Raw genomic sequence first — 25,393 nt, 5'->3', positions numbered from 1 at the left:
AAACCGCATGCAAGATTACGTCCTTGGGAAGTGCACACCTTTGAATGAAACCATCTTTTCTGCACTCCCAAGTTGAAACTCAGATCCCCGGAATCACAAAAGTTTCAATTCAAACAGAGTGCTTAAGGAACTTGCGACAGAACCCTTCCAAATCGAGAAATGACATACAGTAACGGGCATGTAGGAAGACGGCGAAGAGGATCACATCCTTCGGATACTGTGCGCCTTTGAAAGAGACCCTGAACAGTCATTCGACATCAAAATTTTGATGGCCATTCACTCGAGGCACTTAGGAGCGCAAACAGTAAAAAGTTCGCAATAGATCCGTTCCGGAGGGCCCGGATTTGAACGGCTCGAGTGCTCCGTTGCTCACGGTTTCATCACGTTAATGTAAGTTCGGATGTCCTGGGCTTGAGGCATATTTTGGCGTCACCTAGGACTTATTAACCAGCAGGTTTGAATCAACTTCAAGGCAAAATGGAACTGAATCAGGTCAAATACTATCTTGCGGTTTGTGAAACCTTCAATTTCACAAAGGCAGCAAAAAAATGCGATGTTTCGCAACCCTCGCTAACCCGTGGAATAAAGCGCCTTGAGGAACAGCTTGGTGGTGATCTGTTTCGGAGAGAGCGCGCACGGACACATCTGACCGAACTGGGTCAGATGATGTATCCAGTGCTCCAAAAATGCTATGAGGGCGCATTGCAGGCAATGCGATTGGCGGAAGATTTTTCTCAGGGAGATCGAGCATCAATTCGCATTGGTATGACGCGCGCCGTCGAAGCGGATAGGATCGTCGGAGCTATTCAAACCCTAGTGTCAGATATTGCGGCAGCAGAGCTGACTATCGTGCGTGACAGTCGCGACGCTGTGTTTAGTGCGCTTGAGTATGGCGACCTAGATTTTGCTGTTGCGACAGGTCGTGACGGACATTGGGAGCGTTTCGAAACACTCAGCCGGGTTGAGGAACGAATTTTCGCGTTTATGTCTGTAAAGAGCCGGTTTTCTGATTTGAACCGGTTTTCTCTCAACATGTTGGGGAACGAGGCTCTTTTGCTGGAACCTTTCAGCGACTACGACAAAAAGCTGCTGACGCGGTTCCATGAGGCGGATGTTTCGCCGGGAAAGGTCCACACCATGACTTCGAGATGCGATACCATGAGCTTTCTCAGTGCAAACCTTGGCGTGGCTTTCTTACCCGAAGGCGCACCTTGTCCACCTGAGGTTTGCTCTATGCCCGTGGCGGATCTGGACGTCACTTGCCTTACATCCGTGCTTGCCGTGTCTGGTCGGCGGCACTCTCCGGCAGGGGCGGCTTTTGTAAAAGTTCTCAGGGAAAACGGGTCATGTCAGTCACCGGCTTCGCTATAGATTGCCATTGGCGATAGGCTATGTGTATCGAAACCATGCATGTTGATTTATTGACCAAAAGTTTAAGGGTCCGATAGTCGCTCTTCGAAAGAAAGAGAATCTGGGTGTTGATTGAGAATGGTTTTGGGGCGGCATAAGTGGGGCCTTATGTCGACCTGGTTAGGCAAGCAAACTGGGATGAGTATGTAAATGGTTGGGTAACTTTTAAAGTTATCACGGTATTGAAGGCTCCGTGCAGCGCACGAACAGTTCAAGCAGCACCAATTTCTTGGGCGCTGAGGGTGAGCTGGTATCTGCAATAGATGGTCTTTCAAACACATCAAAGTAGATGACGCCAAAACCGACCCAATCAAAGGTTGGCTTCAATTGTCATCGATCCGGTCAGGTCCTGATAAGGCTGACCAACAGCAAAAAAGTAGAGAAATAATGGTCGGTAACCGTAAGGCTCGTCGCCGTGCAATCGCACTTCGCCGCAAAATTGTCAAAATAGACAGAAAAATTATCAAATCGGCGCTGATCGGTTCAGCCGCTGGTGTTGCATCGCTGGCAATGCCTGCTGACGTTCAGGCCCAGGTTGTTCCCGGCGACCCTCAATGTACGACCAGCGGATCAACCGTAAATTGTAGCGGAGACCTAGAGGCAGGAATCTCGGTCGCAGAACCGGTTGAAACGTTGAATGTGAATAATGTTGACCCAGAGGGAATAACTCCGGCGACCGGAGTTGTCGGAATTTCTTTCGTTTCCGAAGCCGGGGATCTTACATTGAACGCGGAAACGACCGGGTCGCGCGGGATCATTACATCTGGTCTTAACACCCCCGGGATTATCGTGGAACACCAAGGTCCCAACGGCAATATTAGCGTTTCCTCAACCGGCGACGTCAATGCGAACGGGGACAGTATCAGACTTAGTACAGACGCAGGCAACGTAACACTAACCTCTCGGGGTGATGTTGCATCCGTGCGAGACGAAGCGATCGACATTGACGTTGAGGATGGGAATGTAACGGTCGACTCGGTCGGGAATCTGTCAACCCAGACTGGTGCGGGTGAAGAAGCCATCAGGATTGACGTCGACGGGGACGGCGATATCACCGTCAGGTCCACAGGCAATATCGCTTCAAATCAGGATGGTATTGAGGTGGACGTCGATGGGACTGGAGACATCGTCATTGAATCAACAGGCGATGTTACGACCAATACAAATGACGGATTGGATGCCACCACCGAAGACGGCAGCATCTCCATCACTTCGACTGGGACAATACGTGCGAATGATAACGGAATCGAAGCTGACGCGGCCGGCAACATTACGATCTCATCGACCGGAGACATCAGCGCAAGAGGAAGCGGAATCGAAACCAATGTTTCTGGCGACAGCGACGTTGATGGCAATGTTGGGATAAATACCAACGGCAACATTGATGCAATCAATCATGCTTTGAACGTCAATCTGAATGGCACGGGCGATGTCGAGATTGCAAACAATGGCAACCTGAGTTCGCGCGCTGAGACAATTTTTGTTCTGTCCAACGGTGACAATGTCACCCTTCAATCCACAGGTGATGTTACGTCAGAACGGGCCAGGGGTATTGTCGTGTTTCGCTCCGATGGTGACGGCAAAATTGACATCACCCAAACCGGCAACATTGCGGCTGCAGGAACAGGCATTGATGCCCAGCTTAATCCGGGTGCTGTCGGTAATATTTTGATCACTTTGCAAGGAAATATCACAACCCAGCAAGACCTTGCGAGCGGCATTCGTGCTGTCCAAAGTGAACTCGGGGCAATCGAAATTAACTCAACCGGTAACTTGTCGACGGCCGGCTCAGAGGCACATGCGATCCGTGCAGAGAATTTCGGAGATGCCGACGGAGATATCAGCATCTCTTCGACCAGCAATATCAACACGACTGGCGACGCCTCCGCTGGTATTTTCGCGAATTCTGAGACCGCAACGTCGCGCAACAATGTGCAGATCACATCTGTAGGGAACATTACCACACAGGGCACGGACTCCGACGGGATCCTCGTTAACGAAGACGGAAGCGGCACTGTTGCCGTAACCTCGACCGGGGATATCACCACCCGCAGCGAAGGCGCAGATGCGATCGTAGTCAGAGCCAACGGTGAAGGCAACGTAACGATTGCCTCGGAAGGGAATATCGATGCGTACGCGAATGGCGTTCTCATTGGCGCCGACGCCAGCGATGTGTCTGTAACATCACAGGGCGATATTGCGTCCCAGAACGGCCACGCGATTGAAATTGATGTTGAGGACGGGAATGTAACGGTCGCCTCGGTCGGGAATCTCTCAACCCAGACCGGCGCGGGTGAAGAAGCCATCGGAATTGACGTCGATGGGGATGGCGATATCACAGTAAGGTCCACCGGCAACATCACTTCAAATCAGGATGGGATTGAGGTGGACATCGATGGTGCAGGAGACATCACGATTGAATCAACGGGCGATGTTACGACCAACAGGAATGACGGATTGGATGGCACCACCGAAGACGGCAGCATCTCCATCACTTCAACCGGACAGATACGCGCAAGCGGCGGAGGAATTGAAGCTGCCGCAACTGACAATATCACAATCACATCGACCGGAAACGTCACCGCTGGAGATAACGGGATCGACGCTGAAACAACCGGTGATATTACAATCTCATCGAACGGCACAATCACTGCCGAAGGGGACGGAATCAGTGCGCTCGTTCCCGACGAAGGCGAGGGCGACGGCAACGTCACGATAACAAACACCGGTGATATCTCCGCAAGAAGTAATGCCGTGTTCGTCGACTTGTATTCAACGGGAGACATTGAGATTGTCAGTACTGGCGACCTGACTTCCCGTCAGGAAGCAATTTCTGTTTTGACCGACGGTGACAGTGTTACCATCCAATCCAATGGCGATATTACATCGGAGTCAAACAGCGGCATTTCTGTTACTCGCTACGATGGCAACGGCGACATCAACATTACTCAAACCGGCAACATCGTGGCTGCGAACCAAGGCATAGAGGCCCAAATGTTGCGGAACGTTGATGGTAACATTTTGGTCACGTCACAAGGAAACATCACAACCCGGAATAACTCCGGTGTTGGTATTCTTGCGACCCGCTCCGGAAACGGAGAAATCGAAATTACCTCGACCGGAACCATTTCGACATCAGGGGCAGACGCGAACGAAATCCGTGCCCAACAGCAGGGAGGCTCGGGCGACATTGCGATCCGCGCGTTGGGTGAAATCAGTACTTCAGGCAACAATGGCGACGGGATCATGGCCGAGCGCACGCAAGGTGTCGGGGACATTTCTGTCGATGTGGCTGCAAATATCGATACGCAGGGCGATGCGGCGAGCGGAATCGACATCAATTCGTTTAGCCCCGATGCCGACAATAATGTCGGAGTCATTGCAACCGGCAACATCACGACGGCCGGTTCCAACGCGTCAGGAATTCTCGTCCGTAAATCGGGCACTGGGAACGTCGAGATCAATACCAGCGGGAATATCACAACAAGAGGTGAATCTTCTTCCGGCGTCACGGTTTTGAACGTTGAGGGGGGCGATACGGTCATAACTTCGGACAGCGTTATCGCCACACAGGCAGAGGCATCCAATGGCATTGTCGGGTTTAGTTTGAACGGCGATGGGGAAGTGAAAATCCAGTCCAATGGTGCGATCACTACTGCAGGAAGGTCTGCGAATGGGATCGGAGCGGGCAAGGAAGCTGTTGTCGGGAATGTTACTGTTAACAATACGGGCAGGATTGAAACCGCTGGGGTCGACGCCAACGGGATTGAAGTTCAAAACCCTGGCCGGGGCAACACTGCGATCCGAGTCGGCGACAACATTTCGGCAGAGGGCGCACGCGCCAGCGGTATCCGTGTCACAGGCTCAGCTATGAATACGTCCACTGTCTCCATCAATGGTGCAACTGTCCAAGGTGGCTCAGGTGATGGTTCGGCCGTACGTTTCGACTCGGCCGCGGGTGCAACGAATGTTTTAAATACGGCGGGTGAGGTTGTCCTGTCGTCGCTGGGTGGATCTGATGTGATCGGAGGCGCTGGTAACACTACGATCAACAATTTCGGAACACTGACCGCAACAGCCAACGGTGCTATTATGCTGGGCGAAGGCACAAATGCTTTCAACAACCAGGCTGGCAGTACTTTCAACACTGGTGGCGTTGTCAATCTGGGTGCAGGAAACGCTCTGACCAATGACGGGGTGCTATCTCCGGGTGGGCGGGGAACGATCGCAACCACGAGTGTGACAGGCAGACTGGTGCAGGGGGAAAGTGGCCGCTTCGCCGTCGATCTCGACTTGGATAGCGGCGCGGCGGACCGCTTGAACGTTTCAGAAACCGCAGCCTTGAACGGTACCGTGGACGTCAACGTATTGAACGGGTCGGCCCGGTCCCAGCAATTCACAATTTTGACTGCGGAAGGTGGCACGGCGAACGAAGGTGTGACTCTGAATGGTTTCACCATCAGCCCAATCCTGCAGGCTGAACTGCAGTTCCCCAATGCAAATGACGTGGTCCTGGCGACCAACGTAAACTTCGCCGCTCCCGGCGCTGGGCTAAACGCCAATCAGCGCAACACCGCCAATGCAATTGATGCGGCCTTTGAAGACGGGGATGAGAACATTGCCCCGGTAACCAACGCCTTGCTTAACGAAGTGTCCAACGCCAATGAATTGAAAGAAGCGTATGACCAACTTGGCGCGGCGGGTATTCTCAGCAGTGAAAGCACCGCACTGGTCAACGCCCAGAACTTCACCAATCAGCTGTTTTCGTGCCAAGTGACCGGCGTGGAATACGCCGCCATCTCGGAAGGCAGCTGCCTCTGGGCACGGCCTCAGACCCAGCATTTCGATCAGGATGGAACGTCGGATTCTGTCGGCTACGACAGCCGGTCCTACGGGATCAGCGTGGGTGGCCAGCTTGAGTTCCGGTCCGATTGGTTTGCCGGGTTTGCCCTGGCGTATGAATCTGGCGATATCTTCTCAACGTCCGGCGTCGATAGTGATTTTGACTCTTATTCGGTCGGCCTGAGTTTGAAGCGCACGTTCGGGCGGTTTGCCTTGTCCGGGGCAATCGCTGGCGGTGTGGGCGATTTCGACACGACGCGTTCCGTCACGTTCGGCGGCCTCAACGCATCGAACACATCGAACTACGACGTCGATTATCTGTCGGCACAGGTACGAGCGGCATATCTGATTGAACGCAGCTCGGGTTATCTCAAACCTATGCTGGATTTGAACCTGACGCGCGTTAAGCGTGACGGATTCACGGAATCCGGGACGTCAGCAACTGGCCTGTCCGTTGACGCCAACAGCGAGACCTATTTCTCGGTCAGCCCGTCACTGGAGTTCGGTCAGGACCGGCAGATCCGCGAAAATCTGGCGCTGCGTGCATACGGGAAAATCGGGGCGACGTATTTCAACAATACGGATACAACCGTAACGGCACGTCTTGGCGATGGACCTGATTTCACCAACTCGACAGATGCCGACAACCTGTTTGCCGATGTCGAAGCGGGGGTGACGTTCTTTACCCAAGGCGAAAAATCCATTCAGCTTGGATATCGGGGCCGGTTCTCGGACAATACACGCATCAACAGCGCCTTTATCAAGGGCAGCATCAAATTTTAATCGAATGAGATGGTTGATCTGAACCAACCGCGACAAGGGGAAGAAGCCTTCTCCTTGACGCACGGGATGTATCGCCAAATTTGGCGCCCGATTAGAAAGTGTTGTGGACAGTGCGGAATTGCTCGGATGTGCGGATCGCACCGTTGCAAAAAATCGCCGCTATCCTGTGGATATACGAGAATTAAAGGCACAAAATCGGACCAAATGTCCGGCAATGTTTCTGCGTCCAGTAATTAAGGGCACAGTGACATCGATCGGTTTTGTCGCCAAGGTTTGAGCCCGTTGAGTTGTTTGAGCAATCGCTTGTGAGTCAGGTGGCGAGCTCAGCGAACTGCTGAAATGGACAAAGTTCGGGCGTAAGTTGGCCCTTTCGGATCATGTGCGACACTTCGATTCCGTCGAGCGTTGCGGCCGCTGAAGCGAACGACTTGAACCCGCACATGTGGCATATGCGACGCTTGATGAACCTGTGATCCTGCTCGATCAGGTTGTTATCCGGCATGAATGATCGCGACGCTTCAATCGGAGGTTTTGAAGGCCTCGATTTGGGTTAGAGTTGATCTACCGGGATCCGGTTGTCAGAGGCAGTTGGGAAGGCTTCTGTATCGAGAGCCTAATCGCCGCTGCGGCACGCGGAACTGAAGCAAGCTTCTATCGCTCTTCCGCAGGCGCTGAGGTTGATTTGATGTTGGAGCTTCCCCGAGGCGCCCTCTGGGCCATAGAGATCAAGCGGACGACATCTGCCAAGGTGACGCGCGGGTTTCACATCGCGACAGAAGATTTGGACGTCTCAGAACGCATACTTGTCTATGCGGACGGGAAGGAGGTGCCGGGGCAGGAGGGAGTACGGGCAATGCCCCTCAAAAGTGCTATGGAACGGCTGGCGTCCGCAAAGGCTAAATAGCGACCGGGCCGGAAGTAGCGGGTTCGGAATTGAACGTTGTAGCCCACCTCTGGCCGAACCTTGTTGCAATTGAAAATACTGCCACGAGCGGCCCAAATCTGATGGGGTGGTTGGCTTCTGCTCCAACCGGCGTCGCAATGCGCCATAATGCGGGTTTCAAAATCTGCTTATGAGAGGAGCCACCCCATGCAAGTCGCCACAATTGGCGTTGATCTGGCCAAGAACGTTTCCAAGTCCACGGGATCACCGCTACCGCAGAAGTCGTGTTCACCAAGCCATTGCGACGAGCGCAATTTCTGTCGTTCTTTGCAAAACTGGGCCCCTGCTTAATCGGCATGGAGTCGTGCAGTAGTGCTCATCATTGGGCCCGCGAACTTACTGCAATGGGTTACGAGGTTCGACTGATCCCGCCGATGTATGTAAAGCCATACGTCAAACGTGGAAAGTCGGATGCCATCGATGCCGAGGCCATCTGCGAGGCTGTGACCCGACCGACCATGCGCTTTGTGGCCACCAAAACGGTCGAACAACAATCTCTGCTGTCACTCCATCGTGCCCGCGATCTTCTGGTGCGCCAGAGAACGCAACTCATCAACAATCTGCGTGGCTTGGTTGCTGAGTTTGGCATCTTCATTCCAAGAGGTCTCGCCCGGGTGATTGGCTTTGCTGAGGATATCACACTTGGTGAGGTTCTCGATTTGCCCGACATCGCCAACGAAGTGATCCACAATCTGTGCGAACAACTCATGGCTTTGCATAAAAGGGTCCGCTGGTACGAAGGACGCCTGAAGCAAGTGGCCAAAGAAGATGAACGGGTGCGCTTGTTGCGCACAATCCCGGGCATCGGTGCGGTAACGGCCTCTGCGATTATCGCCAGCATCGGCGATGGGCATCAGTTCCGAAACGGCAGGGAATTTGCTGCCTGGTTGGGTTTGACCCCCGCAAACAAATCCAGCGGCGGCAAGGAGAAGCTGGGGCGGATCACCAAGGTGGGCGATCAGTATCTGCGATCTTTGCTTGTCGTCGGCATGACATCATTAGTCCGACAGACACGGTCACACCCTGAACGCGCCAGCAAGTGGCTGACATCACAACTCGAACGCATACCTGCGCTGGTCGCAACTGTCGCAATGGCTAATAAGACTGCCCGGATCGTCCGGGCAGTGCTCACCCGCAACGAACTTTACAGCCCACGCGCTGTAGCCTGAGACGAAAGGAACATCGAGTTAGCAAGACCCGCGAGATGATGGTGCATAAGTCTGCCGCCAAAGCCAAGAAACTCCGCCGAATGGCGCGAGCATAATAGTCCGTAAAGCTGATAGGAACTTGGTTTGCGGAACCCATCAGGGCTAGCGGTCAAAACCGCGCAAACAGGCAGGACACATGACTGCTTCTGACAAATGCACAAATCAGATCAAAAAGGACTTGCTATGCAGGAGCCATCCACACAAGATATTCGCTTCGCTCTCTTGTTTCATATGTGTGTCATGTGAAAGCCGACATTCGATGCGACCAATAAGTTTGTCACAGCGTACCTCCTGATCCGAGTTTTGACCCAAAGTAATGGTAAACGCTGTAAGAAACGAAGTTGACTTTCATCTAGAATTTCAAGGATGGGTGTAACAAAACCAAAACTATATTGATTTAGCCTCCAATTGTCGGCCGTAATATATGACAACGCGAAAAGACCGATGTGGTAGGTAGGTTGTTAGAACATCTGGTGATTTGTTCCACCGGGACTCAACAAGTCTTCTAAATTAGAAGCGGCTGTCAGCGTCACAGGAAGGAATCAGGCTCTGACGCGCATGAACACTAGCAATACGAGTGTCCTGCACGCATCCTCAGGCCTAAGATGAAATACCGTCCACTTGTAGTTCATGAATTGCAAAAAAGTTAAAAAATTCAATTGTTTCCAGGGGCCTCATTTAATTACTAAAAATTTAGTTTGACAGGTGCGCAAAAAATCGCTGATGCTGTCTGCTATCCGGTTTGCGCCGGAAAACCATAATTTTTTGGGAGGAAAGAGATGCGGAGACATCTACTTTCCGCAGTGGCGGCTGCTGCCGTCATTGCGGGGCACGGTCCCGTTTGGGCCGACGAAGCCGCAGCACAACGTTGGATCGACGACGAATTCCAGCCATCGACCTTGTCGAAAGACGAACAGATGTCGGAAATGCAGTGGTTCATTGAAGCTGCACAGCCTTATGCTGGCATGGAAATCAACGTCCTGTCCGAAGGCATCCCGACACATTCCTACGAATCCGAGGTTCTGACCAAGGCGTTCGAGGAAATCACCGGTATCAAGGTCAATCACCAGATCCTCGGTGAGGGCGAAGTGGTTCAGGCTGTTCAGACTCAGCTTCAGACAGGTCGGAACCTGTATGATGGCTATGTCAATGACAGCGACCTGATCGGCACGCACTCGCGTCTTCAACTGGCCTATCCGCTGACCGACATGATGGGCGGTGATTGGGCGGCGTCGACTTCGCCGACGCTGGATCTGGATGACTTCATGGGCATTCAGTTCACCACCGGTCCGGACGGCAAGCTGTATCAGCTGCCCGACCAGCAGTTCGCCAACCTCTACTGGTTCCGCAAGGACTGGTTCGATGATGAGGCCAACAAAGCCGCCTTCAAGGAAAAGTACGGCTATGATCTGGGTGTTCCAGTCAACTGGTCTGCTTACGAAGACATCGCCGATTTCTTCACCAACGACGTGAAAGAAGTCGACGGCACCACGATCTATGGCCACATGGATTACGGCAAGCGCGCGCCTGACCTGGGCTGGCGTATGACCGACGCCTGGCTGTCGATGGCTGGTGCTGGCGATGTGGGCGAACCCAATGGTATCCCGGTCGACGAATGGGGCATCCGTATGGAAGCTGGCACCTGTAACCCGGTCGGTGCTTCGGTATCGCGCGGCGGTGCTGCTAACGGCCCGGCTGCGGTCTATGCGATCCGTAAGTGGGACGAATGGCTGCGGAACTACGCTCCTCCGGGTGCGGCGTCTTATGACTTTTACCAGTCTCTGCCTGCGCTGAGCCAGGGCAACGTGGCCCAGCAGATCTTCTGGTACACCGCCTTTACCGCCGACATGGTGAAGCCGAAATCCGAAGGCAACAACACCGTGGATGACGAAGGTACGCCACTGTGGCGGATGGCGCCCAGCCCGCACGGCCCCTACTGGGAAGACGGCCAGAAGGTTGGGTATCAGGACGTGGGTTCCTGGACCTTCCTGAAGTCGACCCCTGCGGATCGTGCTCAGGCGGCTTGGCTCTATGCCCAGTTCGTGACGTCCAAAACTGTCGATGTGAAGAAGTCCCATGTGGGTCTGACCTTCATTCGCGACAGCTCGGTCAACCACGAGTCGTTCACCGAACGCGCACCCAAGCTGGGTGGTCTGGTCGAGTTCTACCGCTCGCCTGATCGTGTGGCATGGTCGCCGACCGGCATCAACGTGCCGGACTATCCGAAGCTGGCCCAGATCTGGTGGCAGCAGATCGGTGACGTGAACTCGGGCGCATTCACCCCGCAAGAGGCGATGGACCGTCTGGCTGAAGAGATGGACATCACCATGGCCCGCATGCAGGCCGCGGATGAAAGCGCCGGTGTCTACGGTGGCTGTGGTCCCCGCTTGAACGAGCCGCAGGATGCGTCGTTCTGGTTGGAAAAAGCAGGCTCGCCCAAAGCCAAGCTCGAGAACGAAAAGCCGCAGGGTCAAACCGTCAACTATGACGAACTGGTTCAGCGCTGGCAGTCTCAATAAGCCATTGAAACCCGGGGATGCCGCTTTAGGCATCCCCACCTCAAGGCCAGTGCGACGCACTGAAGAACCGGAACCCACGGACATGATCGAACTACAAGATGCCACCAAACGCGTTGGCAACGTTATCCATATCAAGCCCACGACCCTGACGCTGCAAACCGGCCATTTCAATGTACTGCTGGGCGCGACGGGATCGGGCAAAACTTCTCTGATCAAGATGATGGCCGGGCTGGACCCGGTCGCCTCAGGCAAGGTGCTGATGGACGGGCAGGACGTCACAAGGCTGAACACGCAAAAGCGGCAGATCAGCCTCGTGCACCAGTTCTTCGTGAACTATCCGCATATGACTGTTTTTGACAACATCGCCTCACCTTTGCGTGTGGCAGGGATGGCGAAATCCGAGATTGAAGGACGCGTGGAAGAGGCCGCCGACTTGCTGCAGCTGCGCCCGATGTTGCATCGCCGACCGCATGAGTTGTCAGGCGGCCAACAACAACGTACCGCGTTGGCCCGTGCCATCGCAAAAGAAAGCCGAGCCGTGTTCCTCGATGAACCGTTGGCCAACCTGGATTACAAGCTGCGCGAAGAACTGCGCGAGCAGCTACCCGACCTGTTTGCCGGTCGTGGGGCGGTGGTGGTTTACGCCACCTCGGAACCCGAAGAGGCGCTGCTTTTGGGTGGATATACCGCCCTTATGGAAGACGGTCGCGTTACTCAATTCGGCCCGACTGCTGATATCTATCGCAACCCTGAGAATATTGCCGCTGCGCGCGTGTTTTCAGACCCGCCGATCAATGTGGCCCGCGTCACCGTGTCCGGTGCACAAGCGCGATTGGCGGGTGGAGGCGGCTGGCAGGTCGCAGATATGACCGATGGCGAGTACATGGTCGCAGTGCGGCCGCACCGAGTGACACCAATCCGCACCTCGGATGCGGATGTGGAACTGACCGGTCGGGTGATTGTAACCGAATTGTCAGGGTCGGATTCCAGCGCTCATTTCCAGCATGGGGACGATGCGTGGGTCTCTTTGGCAGCTGGTGTACATCCCTATCAGGTGGGCGAAGACCATCGTTTTTTCATGAACCCGGCCCATTGCCGGTATTTCGGCCAAGACGGCAAAAGGGTAGCCTGACATGGCACAGATCAAGCTTTCAAACCTTAAACACAGCTATATGCCGACGCCAAAAGGCCCGGATGACTACGCGCTGAAGGAAATTGACGTGACCTGGCGCGATGGCGGGGCGTATGCCCTGTTGGGGCCATCAGGTTGCGGGAAGTCCACGTTGCTAAACATCATTTCCGGCCTTCTGACACCGTCTGAAGGGCAGATCCTGTTCGATGACCGCGACGTGACGGCCTTGCCGCCAGATCAACGCAATATCGCGCAGGTGTTCCAGTTTCCGGTGATCTACGACACGATGACCGTGGGTGAAAACCTGGCTTTTCCGCTGAAAAATCGAGGTGTCGACGCCGCGACAATCAAACGCCGCGTTGATGAGATAGCCGAGATGCTGGACGTCACCGAGTTACTGAGAACCCGCGCGTCGGGCCTTAGCCCCGACAACAAACAGAAGATCTCGATGGGGCGCGGTTTAGTGCGTGATGACGTGAATGCGGTGATGTTCGACGAACCGCTGACTGTGATCGACCCACACCTGAAATGGAAACTGCGGTCGAAACTGAAGGAACTGCATCAGCGCGTCAAAGCCACGATGATTTACGTGACCCACGACCAGACTGAGGCGCTGACCTTCGCGGACGAAGTGGTCGTGATGCAAGACGGTGAAGTGGTTCAGATCGGCACGCCTGTCGAGCTGTTCGAACGTCCTCAGCACACGTTTGTTGGTCACTTCATCGGCTCTCCCGGCATGAACGTTCTGCCCTGTGAAGCCAGGGACGACCGCGCCGTTTTCGAAGGCCACGAAGTGATGCTGGAAGGTCCGACCCATGGTGATGGCGGTCGCACCGATCTGGGCATCCGCCCCGAATATGTGGGGTTCGGTGACACAGGTATCCCTGCACATGTAACCAAGGTCTCGGATATTGGCCGTCACTACGTGGTCAGCGCCATGGTCGGTAACACAGCGCTGAAAGCAGTAACTGAACACAGTGTCCCGGAACCGGGATCACAAGTCTTCCTGCAATTCAAACCTGAACAATCGCGCGTCTACCGCGACGGCTGGATCGCAAGCGAGGAGCGGGCACAATGAGAACGGAAAACCAAAAGGCATGGTTCTTTGTCTTGCCGGTGCTGGCACTCGTCGCGTTCAACGCGCTGGTGCCGATGATGACGGTGGTCAACTACTCAGTGCAGGAGACCTTCGGCAACAACCAGTTTTTCTGGGAGGGACTGGGCTGGTTCGAACAGATCCTGCGCTCTGATCGGTTTCAGGCTGCGCTTGGACGGCAGTTCCTGTTCACTTTCCTGATCCTGCTGATTGAGGTGCCCTTGGGCATCATCGTAGCCCTGTCGATGCCGCGCAAAGGGTTCTGGGTTCCTGTTTGTCTGGTTCTCATGGCTCTGCCGATGCTGATCCCATGGAATGTAGTCGGGTCGATGTGGAATATCTTTACTCTGCCCAAGATCGGCTTGCTGGGCTATTTCCTAAATGACGTTTTGGGCATCAACTATGACATGACGCAGCAGCCGCTGTCGGCGTGGATCACGGTCGTCATCATGGATGTCTGGCACTGGACTTCATTGGTCGTACTACTCTGCTACGCTGGCCTCGTGTCGATCCCGGACGCCTATTATCAGGCCGCCAAGATTGACGGCGCCAGCCCGTGGTCGGTATTCCGCTACATCCAGCTGCCCAAGATGAAAACAGTCCTGACCATCGCAGTACTGCTGCGGTTCATGGACAGTTTCAACATCTATACCGAGCCCTTCGTTCTGACCGGCGGAGGCCCCGGCAATTCAACAACCTTGCTGTCGATCGACCTTGTGAAGATCGCTCTGGGACAGTTCGACCTTGGCCCTGCAGCCGCGATGAGCCTGATCTACTTCGCCATCACGCTGCTGGTGTCTTGGGTCTTCTACACTCTGATGACAAAGGATGACGCGCAATGAAGAAGCGGTCCCTTATCCCAATCCTCTATATCGCGTTTCTGATGCTGCCGATCTATTGGCTGGTGGCGATGTCCTTCAAGACCACGAACGAGATTCTGTCGGGCTTTTCCCTGTTCCCGCAGACCTTCACGCTGGAGAATTACATCACCATCTTCACAGATCCGACGTGGTATTGGGGCTACATAAATTCGATTGCCTACGTGACAATCAACACGGTGCTTTCCGTTTGTGTGGCCTTGCCCGCCGCTTATGCGTTCTCGCGCTATCGGTTCCTTGGTGACAAGCAGCTGTTCTTTTGGCTGCTGACCAACCGTATGGCTCCGGCTGCGGTGTTTGCGCTGCCTTTCTTCCAGCTGTACTCGTCTATCGGATTGTTCGACACATATCTGGCCGTGGCACTTGCCCATACACTGTTCAACGTGCCGTTGGCTGTTTGGATCCTGGAAGGTTTCATGCGCGGCATTCCCAAAGAACTGGATGAGACCGCCTATGTGGATGGCTATTCGTTCCCACGTTTCTTCGTGACGATTTTCCTGCCGAACATCAAAGCGGGTGTCGGTGTCGCGGCCTTCTTTTGTTTCATGTTTTCGTGGGTCGAGATGCTGTTGGCCAAAACCCTGACTGCAGTGGAGGCTAAACCCATCGCGGCCGTCATGACGCGTACTGCCTCCAGCGCCGGGTACGAGCTGGGCCTGCTGGCCGCTGCCGGAACCCTGACCATCATCCCCGGAGCCATCGTCATTTGGTTTGTCCGCAACTACATCGCGCGCGGTTTCGCGATGGGTCGTGTGTGAGGTTCGATATGCGTAAATTTCTTCTCATCCTCCCCTTCCTACCTACGACAACCTTGGCTCAGGCTCAGACCGGATGGGGCAACGTTGGCCAACAAGAGAAAAAGGGATTTTCCTGGACCGACCCTTTGTGGCCCGATTTCTGGATGGCCTGGACGCCTGCGACACTTGCAGTTTTCGTTGGGATATTCTCAGCCATCGCGCTGATTGGCGTTCTCGAAGGCTTCAAATATCGCGACGGGATTGAGCGGCGCGGCGTATTGGGTCTGACCACCACGCTCGGCGATCGTCTCTTCATCACGCTTCTCGGGGCTGCCTACATCTTTCTGGCCTGGCTCGGATTGGTTGGGCAACCGGTTTGGACGCCGCTGTTTTTGTCCATCGGTTGGGGCATCTTCGTCTTCTGGAAAGTTTAAGCTTTGCGAAACTGCGAAAGGATGCTTGTCTGTCAGGCATACTAAAAAATGGCGACACCGAGACTGATGCGAAAGAAAAAAACAACAAACTTACTGACCGAAGTAGAGCTGGAGTTCATGAACGAGCTCTGGGCGCTGGGTCAGGGCTCAGTCCGAGATGTTCTTGATCGTTTGCCGCCGGATCGAAATCTGGCCTACACATCTGGCGCAACAATTTTGCGCATCCTCGATGAAAAGGGATTTGTAGAAAGTGAGAAAAACGGCAAGTCGCTGACGTATCGGCCACTTCTGGAAAAAGACAGGTATCAGTCGCGTTCGCTGCAAAATCTTTCCCGGACGTTGTTCGACGACACCCCTGCAACGTTGGTTGCAAGGCTGGTCGACGATGCGGGACTGACAGAAGATGATCTGGAGGAAATTCGAGCACTGGTAGAGAGGAGACTGCAAAATGACGGCGGTTAAACCGGTTCTCGACGCGTTTCTCGAGTTCAATATTGTGCTTGGATTGTCAGCGTTAATTTGGCTGGCTGCCCGCGCGGCGTTGGGTCGAACATCGATGCGATATGGCTTTGTTGCGCAACTCCGTTCCCTCAAGACGCTATGCATTTGTGTTGTACTGAGCCCGTTTTTGGCACTGGGTGTTTCGACAATTGCCGGTCTGGTTTGGCCGGGACGTGCAGTGGCATTGGGTGACATTGCTGTTGCCGCCTACTTGCGCGGCGACATCGCTATGCCAGCAGCGCAATTCGAAGCGCTGCTGAATAGCCGCGAGCGATGGATTGATCACGTATTGTCCGGCAACAATGCCTTTGTAACCTACGCTTCGATCGCGCTGGCGCTGATTTCGGCAATGTTGGCGATCAGGGTAATGCGCGATGCTTGGGCTATTCGTAAGGCTGTAAAATCCAGCTTCCTTTGGCGCCGCTCATCGAATGTAGATATTCGCCTGTCCGACCGTGTAACCGTGCCCTTTGCCGTGCGGGGCTTGCGTCGCCGGCATGTCGTTTTGCCCAGCCATCTGTTGAACGCGCCAGCCGAACTCCGGTTCGCGCTGGCTCATGAGTTCCAGCATATCCGTGCTAGGGATGTGGAGTGGGAATTGGGCTTCGAACTCCTGCGACCAGTATTGTTCTGGAACCCGGCTTATCTTGTATTGAAGCATCAGTTTGACCGACTTCGGGAACTGGCCTGTGATCAATCTGTGGTGTCGCGCAAAGGGATCAACGCAAAAGACTATACCGCTTGCCTGTTGGACTATTGTGCGCGGTCAGTCGCTTTGAGTAACCCACGCGTTCTTCACGTGGCTTTGGTGAACGGCACCAAGGCAAAGCATGTATTGCGGCAACGCGTAGTCGCGCTGACTGAGGCGCCAATCACGACGACACACTTACCAGCAGCGTTTCTCGGGATGACATTAACCTTGGCTACAGTCCTTGCCATTGGTTCTGCATCAATCCGTCAAACTCAGGATTGGAGCCATGATCGGTTAATGCTTTCCACAGTTGTAAATCTGGAGCGGCTGGAAGCTAGAAATCAAGGAAATTGACCGCTGCTGTAAAGTTCCGGTTTGAACCAGTTCGACGGCGTCAGAACGACATACGAGAATATTGGATTCTGGCGTTTTGTAACGCTTCCGTTCAGCCGTTTTTTCAAGCTTCTGTCAGTTTCGCATAAGTGCGATCTATAACCCGCCGGACTTCGGGGACGCTCGGTGCCAGGTAAAGATGGTGTGTGAGAGGACAATACACAGTTTTGCCGCACTGACTCAAACACCCCGTTTGATCTAGTGGCAGTTCCAAGGGGCGGGTCAACGCGTTACTTGTTTGCGGATTAAACCCCCGCTTTAACTGACTGTTCTGTCGCCTTCTCCATCCCAAGAATACTTCGTTTACGATTGGGAGAAGATGTTAGAACGGACTGATACGCCTCCGCTGCTCGGTCCGCGTCACCGGTTGCCATCAACAAATCACCCAATAGCTCACGCGCAGGCAAAACGTGGCCCGGTGTTACAGGAGCTTTGGTGCAGATCGCGGCGAAGGTGTCAGTGCGAGCCCAACCCGGTCATCGCAGTTTTGTGCTGCGTGAGCACATAGCAAAAAAACTGCTGCGCAAGCATTGGTCAGCTTGCCGCTACTCAGCGAGAAGAACGGTCAATCGTGCTCAGCGCAGCGATCAAGACGACTCAAATTCACAGGTAGGCGGGACAATCTGCGCTTTCGCTGCATTTGCGCGATGGTCAGCTTTCTATTCCGGAACTGCCATCAGACCAACCGCGTGGGCCCCGGCGATGATGTTGCTGGCGATGTGATGCCCGAGTGCACGTAGTTCGGCGTCGGGGGCGACGATATCGGGGACTTGCACCGTAATGAGGCCTGCCGCGTGGGCCGCGCGGACGCCGTTGGGCGAATCCTCGAACGCAACGCAGTTTGACGGATCCTGACCCAGGCGTGCTGTGGCATGTAGGTAGATATCTGGCGCAGGCTTGCTGGCAGCGACCTGATCGCCGCCTACTACGTCGCGAAAAAGCGCGCTGAGACCCGCTCGCTCGAGATGCAGATGCGCCTTTTCTGTCTGGGTGCTGGTGGCGATGATGTAAGGTATATCCCGCTCGCGTAGGTGTTCTGCCATCGCGCGCGCACCCGGTTTGACAGGGATGCAATCCGCCAGCCGTTGCGCGATTTCGGCGTCCCAGACGGCATCAAATTCTTCCAGCGTGACGCGCCCAGCTAGCCCTTCGGTTAAAAGTCGGCGTCCCAGCGCACGGTTTGTGCCGACTAGCCGACGGAACAGGTCGTCGTCTCGCGGCAATCCGAGAGCGTCAAGCGTTGTACGGAAGCCCTCGAAGTATACACGCTCGGTGTCGAGCAACAGGCCATCCATATCGAATACGACGGCTTGGGGAGTGGGAAGAGGCATAAGGGGTGGCCGTGCTGAGGTTTGAGTGTGCGTAGCTTGAATGAACGTTTTCTGGCGAATTGGAAAGGCCGCAAAGCAGGACGCAGCGGACAATTGGCGCCTCAATTTTTCCGAAGCGCTTTGATGATTGCTGCAGTTTCCTGTTTTCCAAAGCCAGCGTCCTGCGCACGTTTGACCCAATTGCGCATTACAGTTGGTAGTTCAGTGTTGATACCCATAGAAACAGCGTGATCGTACAACCCAGTGACCGCCTCTCCCGCCACTTCAACTGATGCGCCGCCGCCAGAAATCTCGTCGAAGGAACCTGCATGGATTGCTTCGGTAAGTGGGATAGCCCTGTCACCTGCGGGAAGGATGGACGTGAACTCAGACACAGGCAATCCCTCTGCTTCGCAGACGAGCGATCCATGAATACTCCCAAATATGATGCCAAGGAGGCGTGAAAGAAACGCAAGCTCCAAAGTCGCTGCCGAGCGGACGTTCGAACCCAAGTAGCGTAAATCGCCGGCGAGTACGTCAAGGTTTGCCTTGCTATCTGAAAATGCGATTTCGTCTCCGGCGACCGCTATCCGGCCGGTTGACGTTCCGATATCGCCTGGCCAACACATTATCGTGCCGTCAAGGTAACCTGCGCCCCAATTGTTAAATTGCTTTCTACTATCCTCTGATTCTTGCGGCGACGAAGTGCCAAGCTGAATAATGTTTCTACCGGCGGCCGCCTTTGAGACTGGAGGAGTATCAAAAAGAGCGTTTGTGGTTGAGTAGTTGAGAAGGCAGATCAATGTCCTGGGGCTTGCCGAAATGGCCTCATCCAAATCATCAGCCACCCGCGCACCACGATCCACCAAGGAGGTCGTTTTGTCCTGCGTGCGGTTCCAGACGGTGACGTTACGCCCGGAGTCCAAGAGCGCGGTTGCCAGAGCAGTTCCCATTGCGCCCAGTCCAACAACTGTAATGTCGCTCGTCATCCCCAATTCCCCCATTGTGCCCCGCTTACCAACCGCAAGCCTGTAAACGATATCACGGATGACAGGGGAGAGCCGGGGAATCTAATATTTCGCTTTGAGCTCAAAACGGATGAGGTGGGTGGCTCCTGCTCCACCGGCATCGAATGTGCCAAAGTGCAGTTGTCATCGACTGCTAGGAAAGGAGCCATCCACCTCATCCGGTTCGGGCCGTGCGCAACAGTTCGAACAAGTCAGTTACACGAGGGCTTGGTCCATCCTACTACCGTCACATCCAGACTAAAATTTCGTCGGTAGCGAAGGTTTCCCGCCAGTTACGTCGAAAAAGTCACATGACGATACCGGCCGACATCCCAAGAAAATACGGAGACCCTGGGCTCGGATCGAAGAGCGTTGGACTGCAGAACTCAGATCGAAATACTTTGCCGTGATTTCAGACGGCAAAGCTCCGCCGTATTAGGCCGGCTACGAACAGGCATGTAACTAACATCTCCAGGTTGAGCTACCGTGAGTTGTGCTGAGGCGAGTCGGATACCGACGCGCTGTTCTTTCACCAGATCAAAAAAGCGAGGCTCACATGGTTACTACATTGGCTGCGGGTGACATTGCGTTTACCGGGTTCAATTCCGACAATCCCGACGAGTTCACATTTGTTGCTTTGACCGACATCGAGGCAGGAACCGAGATCAAGTTCACTGATAACGGTTGGTTCGCAGCCGGCGGTTTCCGCAGCAGTGAGGGTATATTCGTCTGGACGGCACCCGCAAACATTGCTGCGGGTACGGTGATCAACCCCGCATTTACCGGGCCGAACTTTTCGGCCAGCGGTGATCAGATCCACGCGTATCAGGGTGACGACGACACGCCCAGTTTTGTCGCGTCGGTTCATTTCAATGGGGACGGATATGAGCCTGACGCAACATCGTCGAATACGTCTGCACTGCCCTCGGGGTTGGCCGTCGGCACCAGCGCAATTGCCCTCACCGAAACCGACAACGGTGTTTATAACGGCCCGCTTTCCGGTACAAAGGCCGATTTACAGGCCGCCATCAACGACCCGGCCAACTGGACAACCAGCAATACCAGGATTAACGATGTCGAACCTGCGGGGTTCACCGTCACGGATGCCGCGCCCTCGCCATCGGTCATCATAAATGATTTGGACCTGACGACCGATGAAGGGGGAATGGCAGATACATATGAAGTCACGTTGTCAGTCGCGCCCGAACAGCCGGTCACGATCACCATAGCCGCAGGGGCTGATCTTGACGTCGTGCCAACTGAACTGGTGTTTGACGCAACCAACTTTGACCAGCCTCAACAAATCGCCGTCACCGCCGTTGACGACGATTTGCCCGAAGCGGCCGAGGTCGTGGACATTCAGCACACGGTAACCTCGGACGATCCCGCATTCGACGGTATTCTGGCCCCTGTTGTCGAGGTGTCCATCTCGGCAAGCGACATTGAAATCGTGTCGATCTATGAAATCCAGGGCGCGGGCCACGTGTCTGAATTTGTTCTTGCAGATGGACAAACGGTTGCGGATTTCTTCGCGAACCTGCCCGCCGGACCGTCGAGTGTTCTGGGCGACATGGTTTCAACCAGCGGCATCGTCACCGCGGTGGATTCCAACGGGTTCTATCTGCAGGACCCTGATGGCGATGGCAACGATGCGACCTCGGATGCGATTTTTGTGTTCACTGGATCGAACCCGACCGTCACCGTGGGCGATGCCATTTCTGTGGGTGGGACGGTTGCGGAGTTTTTTCCCGGCGGCACCAGCAGCCGCAACCTGCCGACCACACAACTGACCGATGTTTTCGACCTTGAGGTGCAGTCATCGGGCAATGAGTTGCCTGAGGCGGTTCTGATTGGCAATGATCCGGGTGAGCGGTCTGTTCCAAATCAAAGCATCGACGATGATGCGTTTGCCTCATTCGATCCAACCCAGGACGGTATCGATTTCTTCGAAAGCCTGGAAGGGATGCGCGTGACCGCCACCGATCTGCAAGCCGTCAGCGGAACCAGCCGGTTCGGTGAAATCTTTGCGGTTGCCGATCAGGGCAGTGGCGCAACTGGTCTTTCAGAGCGCGGAACGCTCAATATCTCGCCAGACGACTTCAATCCTGAGAAAATCCAGATCGACGAAGACAGTGGGATTTTCGATTTCGACTTTCCCACAGTGAATGTCGGCGATCACCTTGGCGACGTCACGGGTGTGGTGGGCTATAGTTTCGGAAATTACGAAATCCTGCCGACCGAGGATTTTACACCGAATATCCAGTCAGCCGGGTTGGAACAGGAAACGACCACACTCGCCAGTTCAAACAATGAGCTGACGATTGCCACATACAATGTTCTTAACCTCGACCCTAATGATGGCGACGGCGATCAAGATGTTGCCGACGGTCGATTTGCCGCCATTGCCGAGCAGATCACCAATAACCTCAACAGCCCGGACATCATTGGTCTGCAAGAGGTGCAGGACAATTCGGGATCGGAAAATGACGGAACCATCTCAGCGTCGGAAACCCTGGCGGAACTGGCCGCAGCTATCCTGGCGGCGGGTGGTCCGGCTTATGAGGTGATCGACAACATTTTTATCGGGGACGGAACATCCGGGGGTCAGCCCGGCGGCAACATCCGCACCGCCTTTCTCTACAATCCGGATCGTGTCTCGTTAGTGGAAGGATCCGTGCAGACTATCGGCGGCCAAGGTGAAGGCGAGGCCTTTGAGGGCGCACGTTTGCCATTGGTCGCTGACTTTGTCTTCAACGGCGAAACCGTCACGGTGGTCAACAATCACTTTTCATCTAAAGGTGGTTCTGCGCCTATTCTGGGAACCGAACAGGACTTTGCCGCTCGCCAAGAAGACGTTGATGTGAACGGCAGTCTGGATGAGCGCCAGGCCCAGAGCCAGGCCGTTCAGGATTTCGTCAACGGGCTGGGTGATGGCGCCAATGCTGTTGTGTTGGGTGACTTCAACGAGTTTGAATTTGTCTCACCCGTAGCTGACCTTGAGGCCAATACCGACCTCGTCAACCTGACGAACGATATTCCGGAAGACGAACGTTATAGCCTTGAGTTTCAGGGCAACAGCCAGTCGTTGGACCATATTCTCGTGTCCGAGGATCTGCATTCCGGGGCATTGGTTGATATCGTCCACGTCAATTCGGAGTTCGCCGCAACCAGCGGGCGCGCCTCGGATCACGATCCCATGGTGGCAAGCCTGTTCATTCCAGAAACCCAGAGTTTGGCCGTTGAGTTCGAAGCGGGCCGCTGGTTCAAAACCAAGGCCTTTGAAAGCATCGATGGCGAAGTTGTGGATGTCGACCGGCTTGGCCCGGTGCGCAACAGTCTCACGTTTTCGGATGTGGGTATCAAAGTGGATGCGATCGATCCAACCAATTTCGAGCTGGTTGCGATCAAACATGGGGCGATTGGCGTGTTCTCATTCGACGACTCGTTGTTTAGCCGCGATGCCGCATCGGTTGACGGTGACGAAAGCCTCAGAATTGCGCTGGAAGACACGGACCTGGAAGCGGTGGAGTTCATCTTTAGCTTTGGCGACAGTCACGGCGGCGGTGAGGTCGAGGTTACCTTCTACGATGACGGTGTTCTTGTCGGCACCATGGTGGCGGATGCTGACGATGGCGACTTCTCAGGATCGCTGGGGCGTACGACCTTTGACGCAGTTGAGTTGTCAGCATTAGATGACACCATGTTTACAGTCGACGAATTTGCGTTCGAAGTGATCGATCAGAACCTGATTGCCTAAAGCAATGCCACACGGGGTCACCCTAGTACTACCGTGTGGCAAACCGCATGCAAATAATACCGCATCACGAACACTCGAAACCTCGAACAGAATGGATTAGCCAGCTTGAGCCATTGAATTTGATGCGCTGCGAAAAGAACTTTGCATCCCTATCGTGCAAGTTTGATCTGATCTGACGTCCAGAAAAATATACATCCGCAACTTTGTTATTGCTGCCAGCCACTAGTGCCTCGCACGGCATTGTCCAAAAGGGGTTCAGAGCCGTACAATGCCGCGATCCGCGCCGACGACGAGGACCTTAGTTGGTGAATGTCTATTCCATCAAAGAGTTAAGCTGCAACGACGCGCGAAGCGTCAGTTTGGCTGCAGGTGAAATCCGCATACTGCGAATGTCTTGTGTGGATGGCGCCCGCATAGCAAAGGGTTGAATGTGGTTTTGCGTGTCTTTTCAGAAGCGGTCTTGTGTCCGGCCTGTTTATGCGGTTTTGACCGCTGACCTTGATGCGCATCGTGATCTTGTACCAGCCAAGACGATTGTGCAGGTCGATCAACTGCCGGCTGAGGACCCGAAGAAATTCTTGAGCCAACTCAGGCAGTTCGGCATGGCCTCCTTTGACGATCCATTTCGCAATATCGATGGCGCGGGCGACTCCGCGCGCAATGGTGATGCCGAACTCAGTTGCAAGGCTGCGCAGCATGTTGATCAGTTGAGTGCGCTGACGAACGACGAAGTCGCGCGCCTGATGCAACGATAGAAGTGCTTGTTGCTCTTCGGATTTGATTTCGACAAACCGCATGGTCGGTTGCGTCACCGCCTCGCAGATCGCTTCTGCATCCAAAGCATCGGATTTGCCCGCTATATATAGGGTTTGACGTACGTCGGCGGCATCAGCCGGACTGTATGACCTAGTTTCGAAAGTCGATACGCCCAGTAGTGGCTGGACGAACAAGCCTCGATTCCGACCAAACATGGCGCAAGAAGCTGGAAAAACACTAGGACCTGAGGTCAGCGTAAAGGCCGGTTACACATCTTGCCTGTCATCCGTGACGCCGTGCACATGAAAGATGTTCTTGGTCAAATCCAGGCCAGCGGCGATATCCTGCATGGGGGTGGCTCCTCTCAACCGCAGATCATGGCACCTGAACTATGGCGCATTGCGACGCCGGGAGCGGGGGGCCATCCACCCCATCTGCAATGCGGGTTGCGATCGCTGAAACCTGATTGCAAATCGAAGGTCGGCGATGGGCCGGCTCAAGGGGCACTGGTTACAAGGCGATACTTTCGGAACATCGATCCATCGTATGTCATCTCGCCCTCAAACCTTGCGCCCATGCGCTTCAATGCCCCCAATTTTGTGCGACTAGGAGGAAGCAGGAGCGTCACGCATGGGATACGATCTTCGCCGTGCGCAAACTCCAGCGCTTGAGCGGTTATCCTCATCCCCAACCCGAAGGCCGAGGGTTTCAGCACGAGACCGTAGTCCCAGTCAGGACCTTCACGCTTAAAGCCGCCCCATCCCACATACGCGCCGTCCGCCAGAATTGCCCAATGGCCCAACCCGTCCTGCGCCCACTTGGCTTCTCTCATTGCCACGAAGTCAGCTGTGCGCCGCTCATCCCAGTTGCCTTGGAGCAAAGGCATGTGCAGAGCCAGAGCTGGATCGGACATATGCTCCGCAATATCCTCGACCGCAATCTCGGGTAGGCGCGTGAAGGTGATTTTTGTCATGTGCTCGTTTGCGACACGCCGTA

At 54.6% G+C, this 25,393-nt stretch carries 16 protein-coding genes and 3 pseudogenes; 13 read left to right on the top strand and 6 right to left on the bottom strand.

The features are described 5' to 3' along the window. Positions 1-145 precede the first annotated feature (145 nt). Positions 146-247 (bottom strand): annotated as a pseudogene (locus AC2FI9_RS21615) (IS6 family transposase); the annotation flags it as partial. Positions 248-477: 230 nt separating this feature from the next. Here AC2FI9_RS21615 and AC2FI9_RS21610 point away from each other — a divergent pair. Together AC2FI9_RS21610 and AC2FI9_RS21605 are read left to right on the top strand one after the other, a co-directional pair. After that, on the top strand, positions 478-1,371 hold the full coding sequence (locus AC2FI9_RS21610; RefSeq protein ID WP_496770645.1) for a LysR family transcriptional regulator: 894 nt from the start codon (positions 478-480) through the stop codon (positions 1,369-1,371). Positions 1,372-1,797: 426 nt separating this feature from the next. Beyond that, a complete protein-coding gene (locus AC2FI9_RS21605; protein ID WP_496770643.1) occupies positions 1,798-7,035 on the top strand; it encodes an autotransporter domain-containing protein in 5,238 nt (1,745 codons plus the stop codon). A gap of 310 nt (positions 7,036-7,345) precedes the next feature. Here the strand turns inward: AC2FI9_RS21605 and AC2FI9_RS21600 are convergent. Continuing rightward, positions 7,346-7,528, bottom strand: a pseudogene (locus AC2FI9_RS21600) (DDE-type integrase/transposase/recombinase); the annotation flags it as partial. Positions 7,529-7,591: 63 nt separating this feature from the next. Here AC2FI9_RS21600 and AC2FI9_RS21595 point away from each other — a divergent pair. The 10 genes and pseudogenes from AC2FI9_RS21595 (at position 7,592) to AC2FI9_RS21550 (ending at position 17,528) form a co-directional block, all read left to right on the top strand. After that, a complete protein-coding gene (locus tag AC2FI9_RS21595; RefSeq protein ID WP_496770641.1) occupies positions 7,592-7,939 on the top strand; it encodes a DUF4143 domain-containing protein in 348 nt (115 codons plus the stop codon). Positions 7,940-8,125: 186 nt separating this feature from the next. Next, a pseudogene (locus AC2FI9_RS21590) lies at positions 8,126-9,147 on the top strand (IS110 family RNA-guided transposase). A gap of 818 nt (positions 9,148-9,965) precedes the next feature. Then, on the top strand, positions 9,966-11,705 hold the full coding sequence (locus tag AC2FI9_RS21585) for an ABC transporter substrate-binding protein (protein ID WP_496770639.1): 1,740 nt from the start codon (positions 9,966-9,968) through the stop codon (positions 11,703-11,705). Positions 11,706-11,787: 82 nt separating this feature from the next. After that, positions 11,788-12,837, top strand: a complete 1,050-nt coding sequence (locus AC2FI9_RS21580; protein ID WP_108859744.1) for an ABC transporter ATP-binding protein — start codon at positions 11,788-11,790, stop codon at positions 12,835-12,837. Between the two features lies 1 nt (position 12,838). After that, positions 12,839-13,915: an ABC transporter ATP-binding protein gene (locus AC2FI9_RS21575; protein WP_496770637.1), complete on the top strand. Its 1,077-nt coding sequence runs from the start codon at positions 12,839-12,841 to the stop codon at positions 13,913-13,915. Then, positions 13,912-14,775, top strand: coding sequence for a carbohydrate ABC transporter permease (locus AC2FI9_RS21570; protein ID WP_058274620.1), 864 nt, complete (start codon positions 13,912-13,914; stop codon positions 14,773-14,775). Before AC2FI9_RS21575 ends, AC2FI9_RS21570 begins: the two co-directional genes overlap by 4 nt. Further along, positions 14,772-15,569 (top strand): carbohydrate ABC transporter permease, encoded by a 798-nt coding sequence (locus AC2FI9_RS21565; RefSeq protein ID WP_058274621.1) that lies wholly within the window; start codon positions 14,772-14,774, stop codon positions 15,567-15,569. The genes AC2FI9_RS21570 and AC2FI9_RS21565 overlap by 4 nt, the downstream gene beginning before the upstream one ends. An 8-nt stretch (positions 15,570-15,577) precedes the next feature. Continuing rightward, a complete protein-coding gene (locus AC2FI9_RS21560; RefSeq protein ID WP_496770635.1) occupies positions 15,578-15,982 on the top strand; it encodes a DUF2160 domain-containing protein in 405 nt (134 codons plus the stop codon). A 66-nt stretch (positions 15,983-16,048) separates the two neighbouring features. Further along, positions 16,049-16,444, top strand: a complete 396-nt coding sequence (locus tag AC2FI9_RS21555; RefSeq protein WP_170559558.1) for a BlaI/MecI/CopY family transcriptional regulator — start codon at positions 16,049-16,051, stop codon at positions 16,442-16,444. Further along, the gene (locus AC2FI9_RS21550) at positions 16,431-17,528 is read left to right on the top strand and encodes a M56 family metallopeptidase (protein ID WP_496770633.1); all 1,098 of its coding nucleotides are present in this window, start codon (positions 16,431-16,433) and stop codon (positions 17,526-17,528) included. The genes AC2FI9_RS21555 and AC2FI9_RS21550 overlap by 14 nt, the downstream gene beginning before the upstream one ends. Positions 17,529-18,226: 698 nt before the next feature. On the opposite strand, the gene AC2FI9_RS21545 is transcribed toward AC2FI9_RS21550, so the two are convergent. Together AC2FI9_RS21545 and AC2FI9_RS21540 are read right to left on the bottom strand one after the other, a co-directional pair. Continuing rightward, a complete protein-coding gene (locus tag AC2FI9_RS21545) occupies positions 18,227-18,898 on the bottom strand; it encodes an HAD family hydrolase (protein WP_496770629.1) in 672 nt (223 codons plus the stop codon). A 101-nt stretch (positions 18,899-18,999) separates the two neighbouring features. Continuing rightward, positions 19,000-19,866 (bottom strand): NAD(P)-dependent oxidoreductase, encoded by an 867-nt coding sequence (locus AC2FI9_RS21540; RefSeq protein WP_496770627.1) that lies wholly within the window; start codon positions 19,864-19,866, stop codon positions 19,000-19,002. 574 nt (positions 19,867-20,440) lie between these two features. Between AC2FI9_RS21540 and AC2FI9_RS21535 the strand changes: the two genes are divergently transcribed. Then, entirely contained in the window at positions 20,441-23,641 is a 3,201-nt protein-coding gene (locus AC2FI9_RS21535) for a DUF8508 domain-containing protein (RefSeq protein ID WP_496770625.1), read from the top strand. A 329-nt stretch (positions 23,642-23,970) separates the two neighbouring features. Here AC2FI9_RS21535 and AC2FI9_RS21530 read toward each other — a convergent pair whose 3' ends face one another. Continuing rightward, entirely contained in the window at positions 23,971-24,591 is a 621-nt protein-coding gene (locus AC2FI9_RS21530) for an IS110 family transposase (RefSeq protein WP_496770623.1), read from the bottom strand. A 302-nt stretch (positions 24,592-24,893) separates the two neighbouring features. Then, the gene (locus AC2FI9_RS21525) at positions 24,894-25,370 is read right to left on the bottom strand and encodes a GNAT family N-acetyltransferase (protein ID WP_496727478.1); all 477 of its coding nucleotides are present in this window, start codon (positions 25,368-25,370) and stop codon (positions 24,894-24,896) included. Positions 25,371-25,393 lie beyond the last annotated feature (23 nt).

This window comes from Ruegeria sp. CDSA246 (genome assembly GCF_059611225.1).
This window is presented reverse-complemented; position numbering and strand designations above follow the sequence as displayed.

Excerpts from the sequence above, each read along its gene's own strand:
- AC2FI9_RS21610 (WP_496770645.1), top strand. The coding sequence starts at position 478 with ATGGAACTGAATCAGGTCAAATACTATCTTGCGGTTTGTGAAACCTTC.
- AC2FI9_RS21605 (WP_496770643.1), top strand. The coding sequence starts at position 1,798 with ATGGTCGGTAACCGTAAGGCTCGTCGCCGTGCAATCGCACTTCGCCGC.
- AC2FI9_RS21585 (WP_496770639.1), top strand. The coding sequence starts at position 9,966 with ATGCGGAGACATCTACTTTCCGCAGTGGCGGCTGCTGCCGTCATTGCG.
- AC2FI9_RS21580 (WP_108859744.1), top strand. The coding sequence starts at position 11,788 with ATGATCGAACTACAAGATGCCACCAAACGCGTTGGCAACGTTATCCAT.
- AC2FI9_RS21575 (WP_496770637.1), top strand. The coding sequence starts at position 12,839 with ATGGCACAGATCAAGCTTTCAAACCTTAAACACAGCTATATGCCGACG.
- AC2FI9_RS21570 (WP_058274620.1), top strand. The coding sequence starts at position 13,912 with ATGAGAACGGAAAACCAAAAGGCATGGTTCTTTGTCTTGCCGGTGCTG.
- AC2FI9_RS21565 (WP_058274621.1), top strand. The coding sequence starts at position 14,772 with ATGAAGAAGCGGTCCCTTATCCCAATCCTCTATATCGCGTTTCTGATG.
- AC2FI9_RS21560 (WP_496770635.1), top strand. The coding sequence starts at position 15,578 with ATGCGTAAATTTCTTCTCATCCTCCCCTTCCTACCTACGACAACCTTG.
- AC2FI9_RS21555 (WP_170559558.1), top strand. The coding sequence starts at position 16,049 with ATGCGAAAGAAAAAAACAACAAACTTACTGACCGAAGTAGAGCTGGAG.
- AC2FI9_RS21550 (WP_496770633.1), top strand. The coding sequence starts at position 16,431 with ATGACGGCGGTTAAACCGGTTCTCGACGCGTTTCTCGAGTTCAATATT.
- AC2FI9_RS21545 (WP_496770629.1), bottom strand. The coding sequence starts at position 18,898 with ATGCCTCTTCCCACTCCCCAAGCCGTCGTATTCGATATGGATGGCCTG.
- AC2FI9_RS21540 (WP_496770627.1), bottom strand. The coding sequence starts at position 19,866 with ATGACGAGCGACATTACAGTTGTTGGACTGGGCGCAATGGGAACTGCT.
- AC2FI9_RS21535 (WP_496770625.1), top strand. The coding sequence starts at position 20,441 with ATGGTTACTACATTGGCTGCGGGTGACATTGCGTTTACCGGGTTCAAT.
- AC2FI9_RS21525 (WP_496727478.1), bottom strand. The coding sequence starts at position 25,370 with ATGACAAAAATCACCTTCACGCGCCTACCCGAGATTGCGGTCGAGGAT.